The sequence below is a fragment of the Agromyces cavernae genome (genome assembly GCF_021044935.1).
Lineage (GTDB): Bacteria > Actinomycetota > Actinomycetes > Actinomycetales > Microbacteriaceae > Agromyces > Agromyces cavernae.
Window position 1 is genome coordinate 628,569 of record NZ_JAJNMP010000003.1, and the last position, 17,775, is coordinate 646,343.

15 protein-coding genes, 2 tRNA genes and 2 riboswitches are annotated in these 17,775 nt (G+C 69.6%); of the genes, 8 read left to right on the forward strand and 9 right to left on the reverse strand.

Features of this window, described 5'->3' with window-relative positions; all coding sequences use genetic code 11:
- Positions 1 to 209: 209 nt before the first annotated feature.
- The 3 genes from LQ757_RS14235 to thiE form a co-directional block, all read right to left on the reverse strand.
- Complete coding sequence (locus LQ757_RS14235) at positions 210 to 1,412, reverse strand: ThiF family adenylyltransferase (protein WP_231047906.1); 1,203 nt, start codon at positions 1,410 to 1,412, stop codon at positions 210 to 212.
- Complete coding sequence (gene thiD / locus LQ757_RS14240) at positions 1,409 to 2,329, reverse strand: bifunctional hydroxymethylpyrimidine kinase/phosphomethylpyrimidine kinase (RefSeq protein ID WP_231047907.1); 921 nt, start codon at positions 2,327 to 2,329, stop codon at positions 1,409 to 1,411. Before thiD ends, LQ757_RS14235 begins: the two co-directional genes overlap by 4 nt.
- The gene (gene thiE, locus LQ757_RS14245; protein ID WP_231047908.1) at positions 2,329 to 3,009 is read right to left on the reverse strand and encodes a thiamine phosphate synthase; all 681 of its coding nucleotides are present in this window, start codon (positions 3,007 to 3,009) and stop codon (positions 2,329 to 2,331) included. Before thiE ends, thiD begins: the two co-directional genes overlap by 1 nt.
- Positions 3,000 to 3,102: riboswitch (TPP riboswitch) on the reverse strand. (Overlaps the previous gene by 10 nt.)
- Positions 3,103 to 3,188: 86 nt before the next feature.
- Positions 3,189 to 3,297, forward strand: a riboswitch (TPP riboswitch).
- Here thiE and thiO point away from each other — a divergent pair.
- The 7 genes from thiO to LQ757_RS14280 all read left to right on the forward strand — a co-directional run bounded on the left by thiO (position 3,297) and on the right by LQ757_RS14280 (position 9,435).
- Positions 3,297 to 4,373: a glycine oxidase ThiO gene (gene thiO / locus LQ757_RS14250; RefSeq protein WP_231047909.1), complete on the forward strand. Its 1,077-nt coding sequence runs from the start codon at positions 3,297 to 3,299 to the stop codon at positions 4,371 to 4,373. Its footprint overlaps the riboswitch before it by 1 nt.
- Positions 4,370 to 4,561 (forward strand): sulfur carrier protein ThiS, encoded by a 192-nt coding sequence (gene thiS, locus LQ757_RS14255; RefSeq protein WP_231047910.1) that lies wholly within the window; start codon positions 4,370 to 4,372, stop codon positions 4,559 to 4,561. Before thiO ends, thiS begins: the two co-directional genes overlap by 4 nt.
- Positions 4,558 to 5,319 (forward strand): thiazole synthase, encoded by a 762-nt coding sequence (locus LQ757_RS14260; RefSeq protein ID WP_231047911.1) that lies wholly within the window; start codon positions 4,558 to 4,560, stop codon positions 5,317 to 5,319. The genes thiS and LQ757_RS14260 overlap by 4 nt, the downstream gene beginning before the upstream one ends.
- 26 nt (positions 5,320 to 5,345) lie before the next feature.
- On the forward strand, positions 5,346 to 5,933 hold the full coding sequence (locus LQ757_RS14265; protein WP_231047912.1) for a thiamine phosphate synthase: 588 nt from the start codon (positions 5,346 to 5,348) through the stop codon (positions 5,931 to 5,933).
- 67 nt (positions 5,934 to 6,000) lie between these two features.
- Positions 6,001 to 7,677, forward strand: coding sequence for a phosphomethylpyrimidine synthase ThiC (gene thiC, locus LQ757_RS14270; RefSeq protein WP_304504439.1), 1,677 nt, complete (start codon positions 6,001 to 6,003; stop codon positions 7,675 to 7,677).
- Between the two features lie 37 nt (positions 7,678 to 7,714).
- Positions 7,715 to 8,791, forward strand: coding sequence for a helix-turn-helix domain-containing protein (locus tag LQ757_RS14275; protein ID WP_231047914.1), 1,077 nt, complete (start codon positions 7,715 to 7,717; stop codon positions 8,789 to 8,791).
- 62 nt (positions 8,792 to 8,853) lie between these two features.
- A complete protein-coding gene (locus LQ757_RS14280; RefSeq protein WP_231047915.1) occupies positions 8,854 to 9,435 on the forward strand; it encodes a dihydrofolate reductase family protein in 582 nt (193 codons plus the stop codon).
- 119 nt (positions 9,436 to 9,554) lie between these two features.
- Here LQ757_RS14280 and LQ757_RS14285 read toward each other — a convergent pair.
- The 6 genes from LQ757_RS14285 to LQ757_RS14310 all read right to left on the reverse strand — a co-directional run bounded on the left by LQ757_RS14285 (position 9,555) and on the right by LQ757_RS14310 (position 15,752).
- Positions 9,555 to 9,628 (reverse strand) — tRNA-Met (locus tag LQ757_RS14285).
- Positions 9,629 to 9,665: 37 nt separating this feature from the next.
- Positions 9,666 to 9,737, reverse strand: a tRNA-Thr gene (locus LQ757_RS14290).
- An 80-nt stretch (positions 9,738 to 9,817) separates the two neighbouring features.
- Positions 9,818 to 11,704: a glycoside hydrolase family 13 protein gene (locus LQ757_RS14295; protein ID WP_231047916.1), complete on the reverse strand. Its 1,887-nt coding sequence runs from the start codon at positions 11,702 to 11,704 to the stop codon at positions 9,818 to 9,820.
- A gap of 119 nt (positions 11,705 to 11,823) precedes the next feature.
- Complete coding sequence (locus LQ757_RS14300) at positions 11,824 to 12,747, reverse strand: sugar ABC transporter permease (protein WP_231048192.1); 924 nt, start codon at positions 12,745 to 12,747, stop codon at positions 11,824 to 11,826.
- A 65-nt stretch (positions 12,748 to 12,812) separates the two neighbouring features.
- Complete coding sequence (locus tag LQ757_RS14305) at positions 12,813 to 14,441, reverse strand: ABC transporter permease subunit (RefSeq protein ID WP_231047917.1); 1,629 nt, start codon at positions 14,439 to 14,441, stop codon at positions 12,813 to 12,815.
- 78 nt (positions 14,442 to 14,519) lie between these two features.
- Entirely contained in the window at positions 14,520 to 15,752 is a 1,233-nt protein-coding gene (locus tag LQ757_RS14310) for a sugar ABC transporter substrate-binding protein (protein ID WP_231047918.1), read from the reverse strand.
- A 226-nt stretch (positions 15,753 to 15,978) separates the two neighbouring features.
- Between LQ757_RS14310 and LQ757_RS14315 the strand changes: the two genes are divergently transcribed.
- Positions 15,979 to 17,739: a glycoside hydrolase family 13 protein gene (locus tag LQ757_RS14315; protein WP_372459659.1), complete on the forward strand. Its 1,761-nt coding sequence runs from the start codon at positions 15,979 to 15,981 to the stop codon at positions 17,737 to 17,739.
- Positions 17,740 to 17,775 lie beyond the last annotated feature (36 nt).

Consider the following 17,775-nt stretch of genomic DNA (forward strand, 5'->3'; position numbering starts at 1 on the left):
TCTTGGCGCGCTTCCGCAACTCTGGGAAGTTCAGCCACGTCAGAGGTTTGATGACCTTGGCTTTCTGGTGCGAACGGATCCTCGGGTGGTGGACCCACTGGGTTCACGGACGTGACCCTTGAGCGTGGACGCACTGGCTCTCTGCGCCCGGCGACGGGCGACCGGCGACGGGCGCCGGCCGACCGGCGCCGGCCGACGGGCGATTCAGCTCAGCGGTGCACGAAATCGGGGGCGACCCCCGAGAAGGCAGCGATGCCGCCGGCGAGGTACACCACGTCGGAATGCCCGAGTGCGCGAAGTGTCCGCGCGGCTCGTCGAGAGCGCGGATCCTGTTCGCAGTAGACGACGATCGGCACGTCGCCGGGCTTCGGCCCGCCGCCCGACGCGACCTCCCCGAGCGGGAAGAGTTCGCTCCCGCGAATGCGGCGGCGCTCCGCCTCGGCGGGTTCGCGCACGTCGACGAGGCGCAGCGGCGCGCCGCCGCGCAGGCGCGCCAGCAGTTCGGCGGCCGTGACCGGTCGAGCGGATGCCTCGGCAGCGATGCCGTCGGGTTCGCCCGCGCTCGACGGGTCGATGCCGCAGAAGATCTCGTAGTCGATGAGGCTCGTGATCTCAGGGGCATCCGCGATCGCCTCGTAGGAGATCTCCGGGGTGCGGCCGGTCAGCGCATCGAGGGTCAGGACACGACCGAGCAAGAGCTCGCCGACGCCGGTGATGACCTTCACGACTTCGGTCGCCATGAGTGCGCCGACGGTCGCGCACACGCTCGGCAGCACCCCGCCCAGCTCGCAGGAGGGCACCTCGCCGGGTGCGGACGGCACGGGGAACAGGTCGCGGTAGGTCGGGCCATGCGGGTGCCACGCGACCCCGACCTGGCCGTGGTAGCGGAGGATCGCGCCCCAGACGAGGGGCGTGCCGGCGAGCACCGCCGCGTCGTTCGTGAGATACCGGGTGGGGAAGTTGTCGCTCCCGTCGACGATCAGGTCGTATCCGGCGAGAATGCCCCGGATACTCGCCGCGGTGAGCCGCTCGCCGTGGCGCACCACGAGGCAGGCCGGGTCGATCGCCGCGACGGTCTCGGCGAGGGAGTCGACCTTCGACCGGCCGATGTCGGCGACGCCGTGGCTCACCTGGCGGTGCAGATTCGACAGCTCCACGGTGTCGTCGTCGGCGATGCCGATGGTGCCGACGCCCGAACCCGCGAGGTACGGCACGAGCGCGCTGCCGAGCCCGCCTGCGCCCACTACGAGCACCCTCGCCGCAGCGAGGCGGCGCTGGGCGAGCTCGCCGAAGCCGGGGAGCATGAGCTGCCGGCTGAACCGCGCGATGCGGTCGGGTGCGAGCTGCGGCCCGGGTTCGACGAGGGGGACGGGACGCCGCGATCCGCTCCGCGCGGCGTACGGCGTGTTCATGCGGACATCCTTCGCCGCGCACCACTCAGCCCGCCGCCGCCGGCGACCGGCCCCGCGACGGCGTCGTCGGCAGTCGGAGCGGTGCGAACGCCCCCGCGCGCCCACAGACCCGCGAAGTGACTGATCGGGCCGTTGCCGGCCCCGACCTCGAGCGACTCGCCGCCCGCGAGGGACTCCCGGAGCCAGGCCCGCGCCTCGGCCACCGCGGGCTCCCACTCGCCGAACTCCGCGCGCAGGGAGGCGATCGCCGACGAGAGCGAACATCCGGTGCCGTGCGTCGCGGTGGTCTGGATGCGGGCGCCGGGGAACTCGACGATGCGCGATCCGCGGGCATCGACGAGGGCATCCGGCGAGCTCGCGCCGCCGAGGTGCCCGCCCTTCGCAAGCACCAGTACGCCGTACTCCGCCGAGACCCGTTCGGCCTGCACGAGGGCGTCAGCCCAGGTGTCGGCACGAGGCTCGCGGGCGATCACGGCGATCTCGTTCAGGTTCGGCGTGATGAGGTGCACTGCCGGGATCAGCTCTCGAAGCGCCGTTTCCGCATCCGCGTCGAGCAGTCGGTCACCGCTCGTCGCGATCATCACGGGATCGAGTACGACTACGGGCGGCCGGGCACGGCCGAGCCATCTGGCGACGGTGCGGATGATCTCGGCGTCCGCGAGCATGCCGATCTTCACCGCATCGATCGCGACGTCGTCGCTCACCGCGTCGAGCTGCGCGCCGAGGAATGCGGCCGGCGGCACATGAACGCTGCGCACGCCTCGCGTGTTCTGCGCGACGAGGGCGGTGACCACCGCCATGCCGTAGCCGCCCACGGCGGCGATCGACTTCAGGTCGGCCTGGATCCCCGCACCGCCTGAGGGGTCGGTGCCGGCGATGCTGAGCACGCGAGGTGCGCGCCGGCTCGCGACATCCATCACCCGCTCCGCCACGCTGCCGCGAACCGCGCCGCCGCACCGCGCGGATCGGTCGCCCCGCAGACGGCCGACACGACCGCCACTCCTGCGGCTCTCGCCTTGCGGAGCGCAGGCACATCGGCGTGCGTGATCCCGCCGATCGCCACGCACGGCAGCTCCGCGGCGGCCGCGATTCGGGCGAACCCGGCGACGCCGATCACCGGCGCGTGGTCGGGCTTCGTCGAAGTCGCGCGGATGACACCCACGCCGAGGTAGTCGACCGTGCCGCGCGGCATCCGTCGTACCGCGGCGAGGTGGGGCTCGCTGGAGGCGGTGAGCCCGACGATCGCCTCGGGCCCGAGACGATCGCGGGCGACCGAGACCGCGGCATCACCCTGACCGAGGTGCACGCCGTCGACCGGTAGCCCATACGCCCGCGCGGCGAGCGCGATATCGAGCCGGTCGTTCACGAGCAGCGCAGCGCGGCCGTCGACCACGCTCGACAGCCGCTCCAGCTGCCTCAGGAACGCCGAGGCATCCGCGGTCTTGTCCCGAAGCTGCACGACGCTCACCCCGCCGTCGATCGCGTCGGCCACCACGGACTCCACCCCGCGCGCACCGCAGCGCACGGCATCCGTGACGAGGTAGACCGAGAGGTGGAGTGCGGTGCGGGCCGGGGCGGCAGTCAGGCGATCGCGCATTGCGACATCCCTTCGCTAGTACGAACTAGATCAGGTTCAACGGGTGTGATCTCAGCCGGGCGTCTGGTGGGCGCGGCACCCCGTGTCATTCCGAGCGAGCCTAGCGGACCTCGCAGTTCTGTCAACGCGAGCTGCCGGCCGCGGTTCGCCGGCGAGCCGCATGCGCTATGGTCGGTCTCACCAACCCACACGGGAGTCCGCGGCAGCGGGCTGAGATGGAGCTGTTCCGCTCCGACCGTCGAACCTGATCCGGATCATGCCGGCGAAGGAAGTGAGGAACGATTCCTGTGCTGTCGCGCGTCAAGATCCTCGGTGCCGGGATCATCGGGCTCGCCTGCGCCGACGAGCTCGTGCGCCGTGGCCATCGCGTGACCCTCGTGGATCCTGCGCCCGGCTCGGGCGCTTCGCACGCCGCAGCCGGGATGCTCAGCCCGGCCGGCGAGCTCTGGCATGGCGAGAGCGAGCTGTTCGTGTTCGGTGCGCGCAGCGCCGCGCTCTGGCCCGACTTCGCAGCCCGCCTCGATGTGCCGCTCCGCGAGGAGGGCACCCTGCTCGCGGCGCTCGATCACGGCGACCTCCAGCAGGTTCTGCGGCAGGCCGAACTGCTCGCCTCCCACGACGTCACGGCGGAGCAGCTCGCACGCGATGAGCTGCTCGCACTCGAACCAGGGCTCTCCGACCGGGTCGTGGGCGGCGCCCGCCTGCCCGACCGCAGCGTCGACCCGCGCGTCGTCGTCGCGGCGCTGCGCAGGCGACTGGCGTCGCGAGTCGAGGTCGTCGAGGCGGCGGGTGATCTCGACGGGCTCGACCGCCGAGCAGACCACGACGTCACGATCGTCGCGACCGGCGCCCTATTGCCGGCCCCCTTCGACCGGTTGGTGCGCCCGGTCCGCGGCGAGATCGTACGCGTTCGCAGCAGCGACCCTCCGCGGCACACCATTCGGGGGTGGGCGCACGGCGAGCAGGTGTATGCGGTGCCGCGCACCGCCCGAGCGGGAGTCGCCGAGGTCGTGGTGGGTGCGACGTCGGAGGAGCACAATGGGCCGCCGGTCGCGACGGTGGGCGGCGTGAGCCGGCTGCTCGATTCCGCGCGTCGGCTCATCCCCGGCCTCGACCGGGCCGAGTTCGCGGAGGCGATCGCCCGCGACCGGCCGGGCACGCCCGACAACCTGCCGCTCGTCGGCGCCACCGACCTCGAGGGCGTCATCCTCGCTGCCGGACATTTCCGGCACGGCGTGCTGCTCGCGCCGCTCACGGCACAGCTGGTCGCCGACCAGGTCGAATCCGGGCACGTCGAGCCCGCGCTCGATCCTCGGCGATTCGCCCGATCTGACCTGACCTCTCTTGAAAGGACCACCGCATGACCATCACGCTCAACGGCGAACCGGCCGCGATCCCGCCGGGCGGCACCGTCGCCGACTTCGTGCCGGCCGCATCGAACGGGATCGCGGTCGCGCTGAACGGCGTCGTGGTCCCGCGTCATCGACACGCCGACACTCGGCTGCGCGACGGCGACGAGGTCGAGATCGTGACGGCGGTGCAGGGCGGATGAGTCTCGTCATCGCCGGTGAGGTGCTCTCCTCCCGCCTGTTCCTCGGCACGGGAGGGCTGCCGCGCCCGGCGCTCCTCGAACCGGTCATCGATGCCGCGGAGCCGGGCCTCGTCACCGTGTCATTGCGCCGCGCCTCGGGCACGGCCCCCGGCGGCCTCCTGGACACGCTGCGTCGCCGCGAGATGCGGATCCTGCCCAACACGGCCGGATGCCTCTCCGCGCGCGAGGCCGTGCTGACTGCCGAGCTCGCCCGCGAGGCGCTCGGCACGAACTGGGTGAAACTCGAGGTCATCGGCGACGAGACGAGCCTGCTGCCCGATGCCGTCGGGCTGCTCGACGCCGCTGAAACCCTGGTGCGAGAAGGTTTCGTGGTGCTCCCGTACACGACCGACGACCCGGTGCTCGCCCGCCGCCTGATCGACGTCGGGTGCGCGGCGGTGATGCCGTTGGGCTCGCCGATCGGATCCGGCCTCGGGGTGCTCAATCCGCACGCCATCGAAGCGGTTCGTGCCGCGGTGGCCGTGCCCGTCGTGCTCGACGCCGGTGTCGGCACCGCGAGCGATGCCGCGCTGGCCATGGAGCTGGGCTGCGACGCGGTGCTCGCCGCGACCGCCATCACCCGCGCGGACGATCCTGTGGCGATGGCGACCGCGCTGCGACTCGGCGTCGAGGCCGGTCGCGCCGCTCGCGCGGCCGGGCGGATCCCGCGCAGAGCGACGGCGCGGGCCTCATCGCCGATGACCGGGCTGATCGCGTGAGCACTGCCCCTCATACGCCGCCCGCGATGCCCAGACTGCTGATCCTCACCGACCGAGTACAGTTGCCTCCCGGTCGCTCGTTGTTCGCGACGCTGCAAGCCTGCACCGAGGCGGGTGCGACGACGGTGGTGATCCGCGAGCTCGACCTTCCGTACCCCCGGCGTGCCGCGCTCGCGAGACGCCTCGCGGACCTGCCCGGACTGACGGTGATCGCTTCGCGCGCGCCGTTCCCCGGCGCGGTCGCCGTCCACCTGCCGAGCGCGGCAGCAGGCACGAGCACCGGCATCGACCGGCTCCCGCTCGGTGCCGAATCGTGGTTCGGCCGCTCATGCCATACGCCCGACGAAGTCGGCCGCGCGGCATCCGAGGGCGCCGCCTACGCCACCCTCTCGCCGTTCGCCGCGACGGCGAGCAAACCGGGCTACGGGCCGCCACTGGATCCGACCGCCTTCGCCGGACACGACGTCCCGGTGTACGCCCTCGGCGGGATCCACGCGGGCAATGCGGCCTCGGCCCGTCGAGCGGGCGCCTACGGCGTCGCGGTGATGGGAGCCCTGATGCGCGCGGAGCATCCCGGCCGCCTCGTCGGCAGCCTGCTCGAAGCGGTGCGGTGAGCACCGCGCCCGCACCTCGCCGCGCCCTCACCGATCTCACGTCCATCCAACAGCAAGGAGCATGATCATGACCGTTCACGACGCCCACACCCGCGTGCTCGTCGAAGGCCCGCGCCCGGACATCCGAGTGCCGCTCACCCGCGTCGCGCTGACCAACGGCGAAACGTTCGACCGCTACTGCACGGAAGGGCCCGGCGGCGATCCGGAAGTCGGACTCCCCCGGCTCCGCACCGACTGGATCACCGAGCGCGGCGACGTCGAGGCCTACGACGGTCGCGAGACGCAGCTGCTCGACAACGGCCGCTCGGCCCTGCGCCGCGGCGCCGCCCAGGACGAGTGGCGCGGTGACAAGGTCCGGCCGCTCCGCGGAACCGGAACGGTCACCCAGATGCACTATGCGCGTCGCGGCATCGTCACGCCCGAGATGGAGTTCGTCGCCCTTCGCGAGAACTGCGACGTCGAGTTGGTGCGCAGCGAGGTGGCCGCCGGACGCGCGATCATCCCCGTCAACGTCAACCACCCCGAGGTCGAGCCGATGATCATCGGCAAGCGATTCCTCGTGAAGATCAACGCGAATATCGGCAACAGCGCCGTCACCAGCTCCATTAGGGAGGAGGTCGACAAGCTGACCTGGGCGGTAACCTGGGGCGCCGACACCGTCATGGACCTCTCCACAGGCGACGACATCCACACCACCCGCGAGTGGATCGTTCGCAACTCGCCGGTGCCGATCGGCACCGTCCCGATCTACCAAGCGCTCGAGAAGGTCAACGGCCAAGCCGAGAAGCTCACCTGGGAGGTGTTCCGCGACACCGTCATCGAGCAATGCGAGCAGGGGGTGGACTACATGACCATCCACGCCGGCGTGCTGTTGCGGTACGTGCCGCTGACCGCGAACCGGGTCACCGGCATCGTCTCGCGCGGTGGGTCGATCATGGCCGGCTGGTGCCTGGCGCACCACGAGGAGAACTTCCTCTACACCCACTTCGATGAGCTCTGCGAGATCTTCGCCCGCTACGACGTCGCGTTCAGCCTCGGCGACGGCCTGCGGCCCGGCTCGACCGCGGACGCGAACGACGAGGCGCAGTTCGCCGAGCTGAAGACCCTCGCCGAGCTGACGAAGCGTGCATGGAAGCACGACGTGCAGGTGATGGTCGAGGGCCCTGGTCATGTGCCGCTCAACCTGGTCGAGGAGAACGTCGTACTGCAGCAGGACTGGTGCGACGGCGCACCGTTCTACACGCTCGGCCCGCTGGCGACCGACATCGCGCCCGGGTACGACCACATCACCAGCGCGATCGGCGCGGCCACGATCGCCATGCACGGCACGGCGATGCTCTGCTACGTCACGCCGAAGGAGCACCTCGGTCTGCCCAACCGTGATGACGTGAAGACCGGCGTGATCACCTACAAGCTCGCTGCCCACGCCGCCGACGTCGCCAAGGGGCACCCGGGTGCCCGCGCCTGGGACGACGCCCTCAGCAAGGCTCGCTTCGAGTTCCGCTGGCGCGACCAGTTCTCGCTGTCGCTCGACCCGCACACCGCAGAGGCGTTCCACGACGAGACCCTGCCGGCCGAGAACGCCAAGACCGCGCATTTCTGCTCGATGTGCGGCCCGAAGTTCTGTTCCATGCGGATCAGCCAGGACGTGCGCGATCGCTTCGGCGGCACACCCGAGGCGGGCATGAAGGAGAAGAGCGCCGAGTTCGTGCGACTCGGCGCCACGGTCTACATCGCCCCCTGACCCGCGGACCCCGAGCGGGCACGAGGAGCATCAGCAGATGACGCTCGTCACCGTTCGGTACGTCGCGGGCGCAGACCTGGATTCCATCTGCCGCACGTCGAGCGCGGTCGTTCCTCAGGACGCCGCTGCTTCCGCTGCCTTCTTCAGGTCGGCGGTGAACTGCTCGAAGCTCACGTCGAACGGCGGGATCATCCGGGCGAAGACGAGGAGTAGGTCGACTCCTTCAGCGACAGGTGAACACCATCGAGGGCGGGCCGTCGGCGATGATGTCAGTGTGGAGTATGTGTCCAGGGTGCCCGGTCCGCCGTTGGACGGGCTGATCGGCGACCTCTACTACCTGGAGGGCGCTCCGCCGTACTCCCGGCTGATGCTGCCGGCGGCGCCCGCGCCTCTGCTCATCGTCAACCTGGGGGCGCCGTTCCTCATCCGCGCAGGCGCCGACGTAGAAGCCGTGGAATACGCCGATGGCTGCGCGGTCACCACGCCCACCCGTGCGTGGGAGTTCGGCTACCCGACCCCGACGCGGTCCGTGGGCGTCCACTTCATGCCGTGGGGGCTGGCACCGTTCCTTCCGATGCCGGCGGCCGAGTTGTGCGACCGACCGGCGACGGTGGAGCAGATCTGGGGCCGGCCCGCTGTCGCTGAGTTGCGACGCCGACTGACCTTGGCGGACGCACCGCACGAAATGCTGATGTTGCTCGAGGAGGAACTGGTGCGACGGCTGCGCGCGATCAACGGCCTGGACATCGTCCGCCACATGAGCAGCGCCATCGCGGAGACCGGCGGAGCGGTGCCGATCAGCGACGTCGGCGGGGCAGCCCACGCCAGCAGCACGTACTTGGCGAAGCGGTTCAAGGAGATCATCGGCGTCACACCGAAGCGGCTGGCGCGCAGCTACCGATTCACCGCCACCGTGTTGGCGATCAACGTAGCCGCACCTATCGACTGGGGCGACGTTGCCGCTGCCGCAGGCTACTTCGACCAAGCTCACTTCGTCCACGAATTCCGGGAGTTCACCGGGCTCACGCCGACGCGGTATGTCGAAGTCCGGCGACGCTTTCTCCGCGAACATCCCGACCACGCGCTGGATGGCTGGCCGCTGCCGGCCGATTGATTTCTTACAAGAGCGACCACTCACGACACACGAGACTTGGGACTCCAACAGAGGAGGAACTCATGGGGAAAGTGGTCATGAATGCGTCGGTCTCGGTGGATGGCTTCATTGCGGCTGAGAACGACGATCCCGGCCCGCTGTTCGAATGGTTGGTCAGCGGTGACGTGCCGTTGGACGACAGCGGCGTACTGAACGTGTCGCAAGCGTCCTACGACCACATCCGGCCGTACTGGGACGAGATCGGGGTGACAATCGCCGGTCGCCACGTCTTCGACCTCACGGACGGCTGGGACGGGAAGCCTCCGAGCGGGATCGACCACGTGGTCGTCGTGACACACCGGCCGGCGCCCGAGGGCTGGGACTCCAACGCAGCGTTTCACTTCGTCGACGGTATCGAGGCGGCCGTGGCCAAGGCGAGGGAGCTCGCGGGTGGCCGCACTGTCGAGGTTGCTGCTGGCGACGTCGGCGGCCAGGTGCTCGCCGCAGGTTTGGTCGACGAGGTACGCATGGACGTCGCACCTGTCGTGCTCGGGTCCGGCAAGCGCTACTTCGGCTCCGTCGACTCGCAGCACGTGCTGGAAGACCCGGACGTAGTCGTTCAGGGCGACCGGGTGCTTCACCTACGGTATCGGGTGCGCCGTTGACCGATCTGAGTGGGTACGCGAAAAGTCCACCATGACGGTGACACGAGATGGGGCCCGCGACTCGTTGAACGAGAACGAGTTCATCGGCGGCAGAAATCCCTGACTAACCAAGCCTTTTGTAGCGAGGGCGGGACTCGAACCCGCGACACCACGATTATGAGCCGTGTGCTCTAACCACCTGAGCTACCCCGCCGGGAAGGTTCTTCGAGCATACGCCCCTACCGAACCAGAGCCCCGAGTCAGGATTGAACTGACGACCCCTTCCTTACCATGGAAGTGCTCTACCACTGAGCTATCGGGGCGTGTGCCGCAATTGGCAACCGTACGAGGATATCACCTCGCAAGGGGTGCTTCGAACCATGCCGAGCCACCGTCGGGTGGGTCACCAGGCGGGCGCCGCGACGCCCGGCAAGGTCCAGACCGCGAACGTCGCTCCGGTCGCCGAGAGCGTCACGAGGCCATCGGATGTCGCGAGCCCCGCATCGCCGAACATCGCGGTCGCGGCATCCGATCGCAACAGGGCACCCGGCTCCAACGACAGCGCTGCCGACTCGAACGACAGCGTCGACGCCGCGCGCGCGGCGAAGACGAGCAGGGTCTCGTCCGCCGATTCCCGCACGAAGGCGACCGCATCGTCGTCGACCGCGAGCCAGCGGATGCCACCGGTCGCGAGCACCGGATGCGCCCGCCGAAGCGCGACGAGCGCACGATAGGCGTCCAGCACCGGCGCGACATCCGCCGAGCCCTCGCTCCCCCACGGGATCGGCGTGCGCGACGCCTCGCCGTCGACGCCCGTGAGCCCGAACTCATCGCCCGCCCACACGACCGGGATGCCCGGCAGCGTCACCGCGAGCCCGAACGCGACCGGCACAGTGCCGGGCAGGGCAGAGGTCGCGAACCGCGGGGTGTCGTGCGTGTCGAGCGCGTTCATGGTCGCGATGCGGGTGCGCCAGGGGAATCCGGCGGCGAAGCGGTGGTGCGCCGCGACGAACTCGCCACCCGTGAACGTCGGCACCTGCGCGAGCGCGAATCCGATGCCGCCGCCGGCCGGGCTGCCCGGCTGCGCCAGCCAGCTCCACAGCGGCCTCGTGAACGGCGTGTACGTCATCGCGCCGTGCCACGCGTCGCCCTGGAAGTCGCTCGCCGCATCGTTCGTCGACTCGCCCAGCAGGATCGTGTCGGGATTCACCTCGAGCATCGTCGCGCGGATCGTGCGCCGCACCTGCTCGTTGAGGTCTTCGTCGCCGAGCCGCCCGGTCATGTTCGCGACGTCGATGCGCCACCCGTCGAGGTTGAACGGCGGCGCGAGGAACCGGGCCACGACCGATTCGGCGCCCTCGATGAAGCGGCGGCGCAGCTCAGGCGACTTCCAGTCGAACTTCGGCAGGCTCGGCACGCCCAACCACGACTCGTACGTGCCGTCGTCGTGCAGGTAGTAGAAGGCCCGCTCAGGCGCGGCCGGGTCGGCCTGCGCCGCACGGAACCACTCGTGCGCGTCGCCCGAGTGGTTCGACGTGAGGTCTCCGATGACGCGGATGCCCCGTGCGTGAGCCGCCTCGACGAGCCGGACCAGCGCGTCGTCGCCGCCGAGCAGGGGGTCGACGTGGTCGAAGGTCGACGCGTCGTAGCGGTGGTTCGACCGCGCCGGGAAGAACGGGGTGAGATAGAGCAGGTTCACGCCGAGCGACTCGAGATGGTCGAGGTGCTCGCGCACCCCGTCGAGGTCACCGCCGTAGAGCTGCGCCGAGCGGGCCGGCGGCACGAGGTCGACCGGGTCGCTCCACTCGGCGGGGATCGCCCAGTCGGGCGTCGGGCGCCCGTCGGCGCCGGGCCCGGTGGACGCTGCCGCCTTCGCGAACCGGTCGGGGAACACCTGGTACAGCACGCTCGACGCGGCCCACTCGGGCGCCTGCGCGTGCGCGACGAGCTTGAAGTCGTCGTGATCACGCACCTCGACGCTCGACAGCCCGGCCTGGTTCAGCCAGTGCTGGCGACCGTCGTCGCCGACGAGCAGCCAGCGGTACCCGTGCACGGGGTTCTCGACCTCGACCGCGGCCTCCCACCACTGCCAGCCGTCGGCCGATGCCACGACCGACGCCTCGTCGAACCGCGGCTCGCGGTTCGGGTTCGACCGCGTGCCGACCCACCGCAGCGGCCCGAACGCGTCGGGCACGCGCAGCCGCACCCGCACGACCTCGCCGAGCGCGGGCGCCTGAGTCGAGACGTGCAGGGGCGATCCGTCGTGGTGCGGGTTCAGTCGCTCAGGCATGGTTCGAACCTTTCAGACGCAGGTTTCGGGAAGGTTGACTCGCGCTGAGACATCCGATTCGCCCGCAATCGCAGCTGCCGGCGACGCGACGCCCGACCGACGACCGACCGACGCCCGCCCTACTTGACTGCGCCGGCCGTGAGGCCGCCGACGATGTACTTCTGCAGCCAGAGGAACAGGGCCACCACCGGCAGTGCCGCCATCACCGCGCCGGCTGAGAACGCGCTCCAGTCGGCGTATCGCGGATTCGACACGAGCTTCGTGAGGCCGACCGCGAGCGTCTGCTTGTCGGTGTCGATGAGGATCACGGATGCCACGGCGAACTCGTTCACCGTGAAGATGAACGAGATCAGGGCCACGACCGCGAGGATCGGCGCCGCGAGCCGCAGGATGATCGTGAAGAAGATGCGCGCGTGCCCGGCGCCGTCGATCTTCGCGGCCTCGTCGATCGACGCGGGGATCGTGTTGAAGAAGCCGTACATCAGGAACGTGTTCACCCCGAGCGCGCCGCCGAGGTACACCATGATCAGGCCGATGTGCGTGTTGAGGCCGATCGCCGGGAACCAGTCGCTGATCGCCGACATCAGCAGGAAGATCGCGACGACCGCGAGCATCTGCGGGAACATCTGCACCACGACGATCGTGACCAGCCCCACACGGCGGCCGGCGAAGCGCATGCGCGAGAAGGAGTACGCCGCGAGCGCGCCGAGGAACACCGTCGCGACAGCGGTCACGCTCGCGATCAGGATCGTGTTGCCGAACCACTGGGGGAACGGCACCTGCGGGTCGGTGAGGATGCGCACGTAGCTGTCGAGCCCGATCTTCGAGAACAACGCGTTCGAGCCGGTCAGGGTGCCCTGCGGGTTCAGCGACGACGAGACCACGAAGACGATCGGGAACAGCGCGAACACGACCATCACGATGCCGACGATGTGGCGCCACCCGGTGGCCCGGAACCAGCGGGCGAAGTTGAACGGTCGCTTCGAGCGGACGCCCCGAGGGTGCGCCGCACGCTCTGCCTCGGCGTCGAGCGCCGTCGCCATGATCTCGCCCGACGCACGGTCGGCCTCGACCCAGGAGTAGTGCTCCTTGGTGCCCTTCTTGGCCATCAGTTCAGCTCCTCGAGGGTCTTGGTGCGACGGAAGGCGATGATCGAGATCACCGCGATGACGATGAAGATGATGATCGAGTAAGCACTCGCGAGACCGTAGTCACGGGTCTGCCCGGTGAAGGCGACCTTGTAGACCATCGTGATCAGGATGTCGGTGAACCCGACCGGGATCGGCGCGTTCGCGTCGCGCGGGCCGCCGTCGGTGAGCATGTAGATCACGTTGAAGTTGTTGAAGTTGAACGCGAACGATGCGATGAGCAGCGGTGCGACAGTGACGAGCAGCAGCGGCAGCTTGATGAGCCGGAAGATCGCCCACGGCTTCGCACCGTCGACCGTCGCCGCCTCCTGGATGTCGTCGGGGATCGACTGCAGCGCCCCCATGCAGACGAGGAACATGTAGGGGAATCCGAGCCACAGGTTCACGATGAGCACCGAGACCTTCGCCATCCACGGGTCGGTCAGCCACGGTATGGATGCCCCGCCGAAGATGACCTGGTTGATGAACCCGAAGCTCTCGTTCATCATGCCCGCCCAGATGAGCGCTGACAGGAACGACGGGATCGCGTACGGCAGGATCATCGCGACCCGGTAGTACTTGCGGCCCCGCATGCGCATGTCGTTGAACACGATCGCGAGGAAGAGGCCGAGGAAGAACGTCGATCCGACCGAGATCAGGGCGAACGCGAAGGTCCACAGCGTCACGTACACGAGCGGCTGCAACAGCCGCGCGTCGGTGACGGCGCGCACGAAGTTGTCGAATCCGACGGTGATCTGCCAGCCGGGGAGCAGTTCCTCGCCGTCTGCCGAGGTGAAGGCCCCGGTGCCGATGTCGGTGTACACGGTGCCGGTCGTGACATCCGTCATCGTGCCCGCGGCCTCGTCGTACTCGACCGTCGAAGTGTACTGATACGCGCTCGAGCCGTCGGGCGTGCGCAGCGCGCCCTCGTTGGGGTCATCCGAGACGGGGACGGCGAGATCGGTGATCTCGTCGGTGCGAGCGAGCACCTCCCCGAACTGCAGCGTCGTCCATCCGTCGACCGCGACGGCCTTGCCGCCGTCGAACTCGGCGTCGACCTGCTGCAGCGGCTGCTCGTTCGTACCGATGAGGGCGTCGCCGTCGGGGTCGGTGACGAGCAGCCCGAGGGTGCCGAACTGGTCGACGACGGTCACCGGGTACGTCGGCGAGTCCTCGACGCGCTGCAGCGACGAGGCCATGAGCGACGACACCGCCTGCTCCTTGGTGCCGTTGTGGCCGGTGCCGTAGTTGGTGAAGGCGATGTACCCGGTGTAGACGAGCGTGAACACCTGGAACACCACGAGGAAGATGATGCCGGGCGTCAGGTACTTGGCCGGCAGCTTGCGGCGCGAGAAGTAGATCCAGTTCACCGCGACGGCGACGACGGCGACGATCGCCGCGATCAGCCACTGATCGGCGGTGACGAGGATGAAGAGCGCGAAGAGCGCGATCGCGTCGACGATGCCGAGCGCGAGCAGCTTGACGAGGAGCACCATGATGCCCCCGGATGCCGCGTCGGCGATGCCTGCGGCCTGCCGCTGCCGCTTCGTGGGTTTCGGTGCCGTGCCCGAGGTGTCGGGCGTGACCTCTTCGTCAACCGTGGTCGTCATGCTGCTTGCTCTTCCCGTCGAACGTGAGGGCTCCGGGTCGGACGCCGTTGCGACATCCGACCCGGAGCATCTCGGTCGTTACTTGCTGATCGCAGCCTGCACGTCGCTGGTCAGCTTCTGCCAGGTGGCGACGGGGTCGGCCCCGTTGATCACCCCGGCCTCGGCGATGCCCCAGTACTGCCACACCGAACCCATGGCCGGGATCGCGGGCATCGGCACGGCCTCGGCGCCGACGGCGGCGAAGCCCTCGATGATCGGGTCGCTCGACGCGGTCTCGGCAGCGGCCGAGAGCGCCGGGAGGATGTTGCCCGCCTCGAAGAGCTCGAGCTGCACGTCCTCGGTGCCGATGTAGTTCACGAGGAAGTCGTTCGCGGCGACCTTGTTCGCGGACTCCGACGAGACGAAGAAGCCCTTGACGCCGGCGAACGGCGAAGCAGCCTCACCGGTCGGGCTCGGCACGGTGTCGATCGCGACGTTGACGCCGCCGTCGATCGCGGCGCCGACGTTCCACGGGCCGGTCAGCCAGAAGGCGGCGGTGCCGTCGAGGAAGGCCTGCTTGGCGATGTCACCGTCGATGTCGGTGTTGAAGTTGCCGGTGCCGTTCTTGCCCTGCGCGCCGAGCCAGGTGGCGAACTCCTCGCCGCCGGCGTTGCCGAGCTGCAGGTCGGTGGGGTCGTAGCCCTCGTCGTTCGTGCCGAACACGGGTGCGCCGAACGCCGTCTGGAACGGGTAGAGGTGGTAGGGGTTGCCCTCGGCGCCCTGCTCGACCACGAACGGGTGGTCGAGGCCGGCGGCCTTGCCCTTGGCGATCATGTCGTCGAAGCTCGTGGCGGCCTCGGGGACGAGGTCGGCGTTGCGCAGCACGGCGATGTTCTCGACCGCGTACGGAAGCATGTAGGTGGTGCCTTCATAGGTCGACGCGTCGATCGCGACCGGGAGGTAGTCGGCGGCGGAGTCGCCGAGCTCGATCGGCGCGACGACGCCGTTCGTCGAGAGCTCGCCGAGCCAGTCGTGGGCACCCATCGTGATGTCGGGGCCCTTGCCGGTCGGCACCTGCTGGATGAAGTCGTCCTTGATGTCGGCGTTGTCCTTGCCGACGAGCTCGACCTCGACGCCCTTCTCTTCGGAGTAGGCGTCGGCCGCTGCCTGCAGCGCGTCGACGCGCTCCGCGTCGACCCAGACCGTGAGCGTGCCGCCCGCAGCCTCGGCCTGGTTGTTGTCGCCCGATCCGGTCGAGCAGCCCGCGAGGCCGAGCGTCGCGACGACCGCCGCCGCGCCCACCGCGAGCAGGCTCTTCTTGTTCACCCTCATTGGTGTGTGCCCTTCGTGTGCGTGAGTCCGGCACCTTCGCCTGGTGGAGGAGCTGTATTCCCCGTTCCGCCGGGCGGAACCACTGCACCGTGACCGAAAGGCCGCTCTTTCGTGTGGAGTGCTCGCGATCTGCAAGCGATTACAGGTATACCTTGACGACGTCGCATTACCAAACCGGGATCCCCCGATCGATACCGGTTCGTGACCATCTGTAGTCACACTCGGTATGCAAGCGTTTCCATCTCTTGTTCAGATGTCGTACAGTTTCCGCATGACTTCCGAATGGTGGCGCACCGCCGCGATCTACCAGATCTACCCCCGGTCGTTCGCCGACGCGAACGGCGACGGCATGGGCGACCTCGCCGGCATCACGTCGCGTCTGGGCGACCTGCACGACCTCGGCGTCGACGCCATCTGGCTGTCGCCGTTCTACACCTCGCCCCAGCGCGACGCGGGCTACGACGTCGCCGACTACTGCGATGTCGACCCCCGCTTCGGCACCCTGGCAGATTTCGACGCCATGGTCGCCGAGGCTCACGCGCGCGACATCCGCGTCATCGTCGACCTCGTGCCCAACCACTCGAGCGACCAGCACGTCTGGTTCCAGGCCGCCCTCGAAGCCGCGCCGGGCAGCGCCGAGCGTGCGCGCTACCTGTTCCGCGACGGGCGCGGCGCCAGCGGAGAACTGGCCCCCAACAACTGGGAATCGGTCTTCGGCGGCCCCGCCTGGACCCGCGTCACCGAGGCCGACGGCGCCCCCGGGCAGTGGTACCTGCACCTCTTCGACAGCACACAGCCCGACTTCGACTGGACGAATGAAGAGGTCCGCGAGGAGTTCCGGCGCATCCTGCGCTTCTGGCTCGACCGCGGCGTCGACGGGTTCCGCGTCGATGTCGCCCACGGCATGATCAAGGCCGACGGCCTGCCCGACTATACGCCGCCCGCCGACGGCGGCAGCATGGGCGGGGCCGGCGGCGTGACGGCCGATGGTCATGACACGGTCGGCGCCGATGCGACCGGCGTTGCGCTCGAGCCCGAGATCAGCGACGAGGCCGGCGACGGCGCCCCCTACTGGGCGCAAGACGGTGTGCACGAGATCTACCGCGACTGGCGCGCGCTGCTCGACGAGTACCCCGGCGAGCGCATCCTCGCCGCCGAGGCGTGGGTCGACCCGCTCAGCCGCGTCGCGAAGTGGGTGCGGCCCGACGAGATGCACCAGGCGTTCAACTTCGCCTACCTCGAGACCCCGTGGAACGCCGCCGCGCTGCGTACCGTCATCGACGCCTCCCTCGATGCGTTCGGAGCCGTCGGCGCCCCGTCGACGTGGGTGCTCTCGAACCACGACGTCGTACGCCACGCGACCCGCCTCTCGGTGACCGAGGCCAACCCCCAGGGCCACGGCCTCGGCCCCCGGTCGGCCGGGCTGCCGCAGTACGAACCGGGCCTGCGTCGTGCCCGCGCCGCGACGGCGCTCATGCTCGCGCTGCCCGGATCGGCCTACATCTACCAGGGTGAGGAGCTCGGGCTCCCCGAGGTCATCCACCTGCCCGACGAAGCGCGGCAGGACCCCACCTGGTTCCGCACCGCAGGCGAGCGATACGGGCGAGACGGATGTCGCGTGCCGCTGCCATGGGAGAGTACTGCTCCTTCGTACGGGTTCGGTCCCTCGGATGCCTCGTGGTTGCCGCAGCCCGCACAGTGGGCCGAGCTCGCGCGCGACCAGCAGCGCGGTGTCGCCGGCTCGACGCTCGAGCTGTACCGCGACGCGCTCGCGCAGCGGCGTGAGCACGGCCTCGCCTCGGGGTCGCTCGAATGGCTGCCCGGATACGCGGCCGAGGTCGTCGCGTTCCGCAACGGTGACGTCGTCGTCGTCGCGAACACCGGTTCCACGGCGGTCGAGTTGCCCGCCGGCGGCGTGCTGCTCACGAGCGAGACCCTCGCCGACCGCACGCTGGCGCCCGACACCACCGCCTGGCTCCGCGCGTAGCCCGTCCTTGTCGCGACATCCGCTCGCCCTTCACAC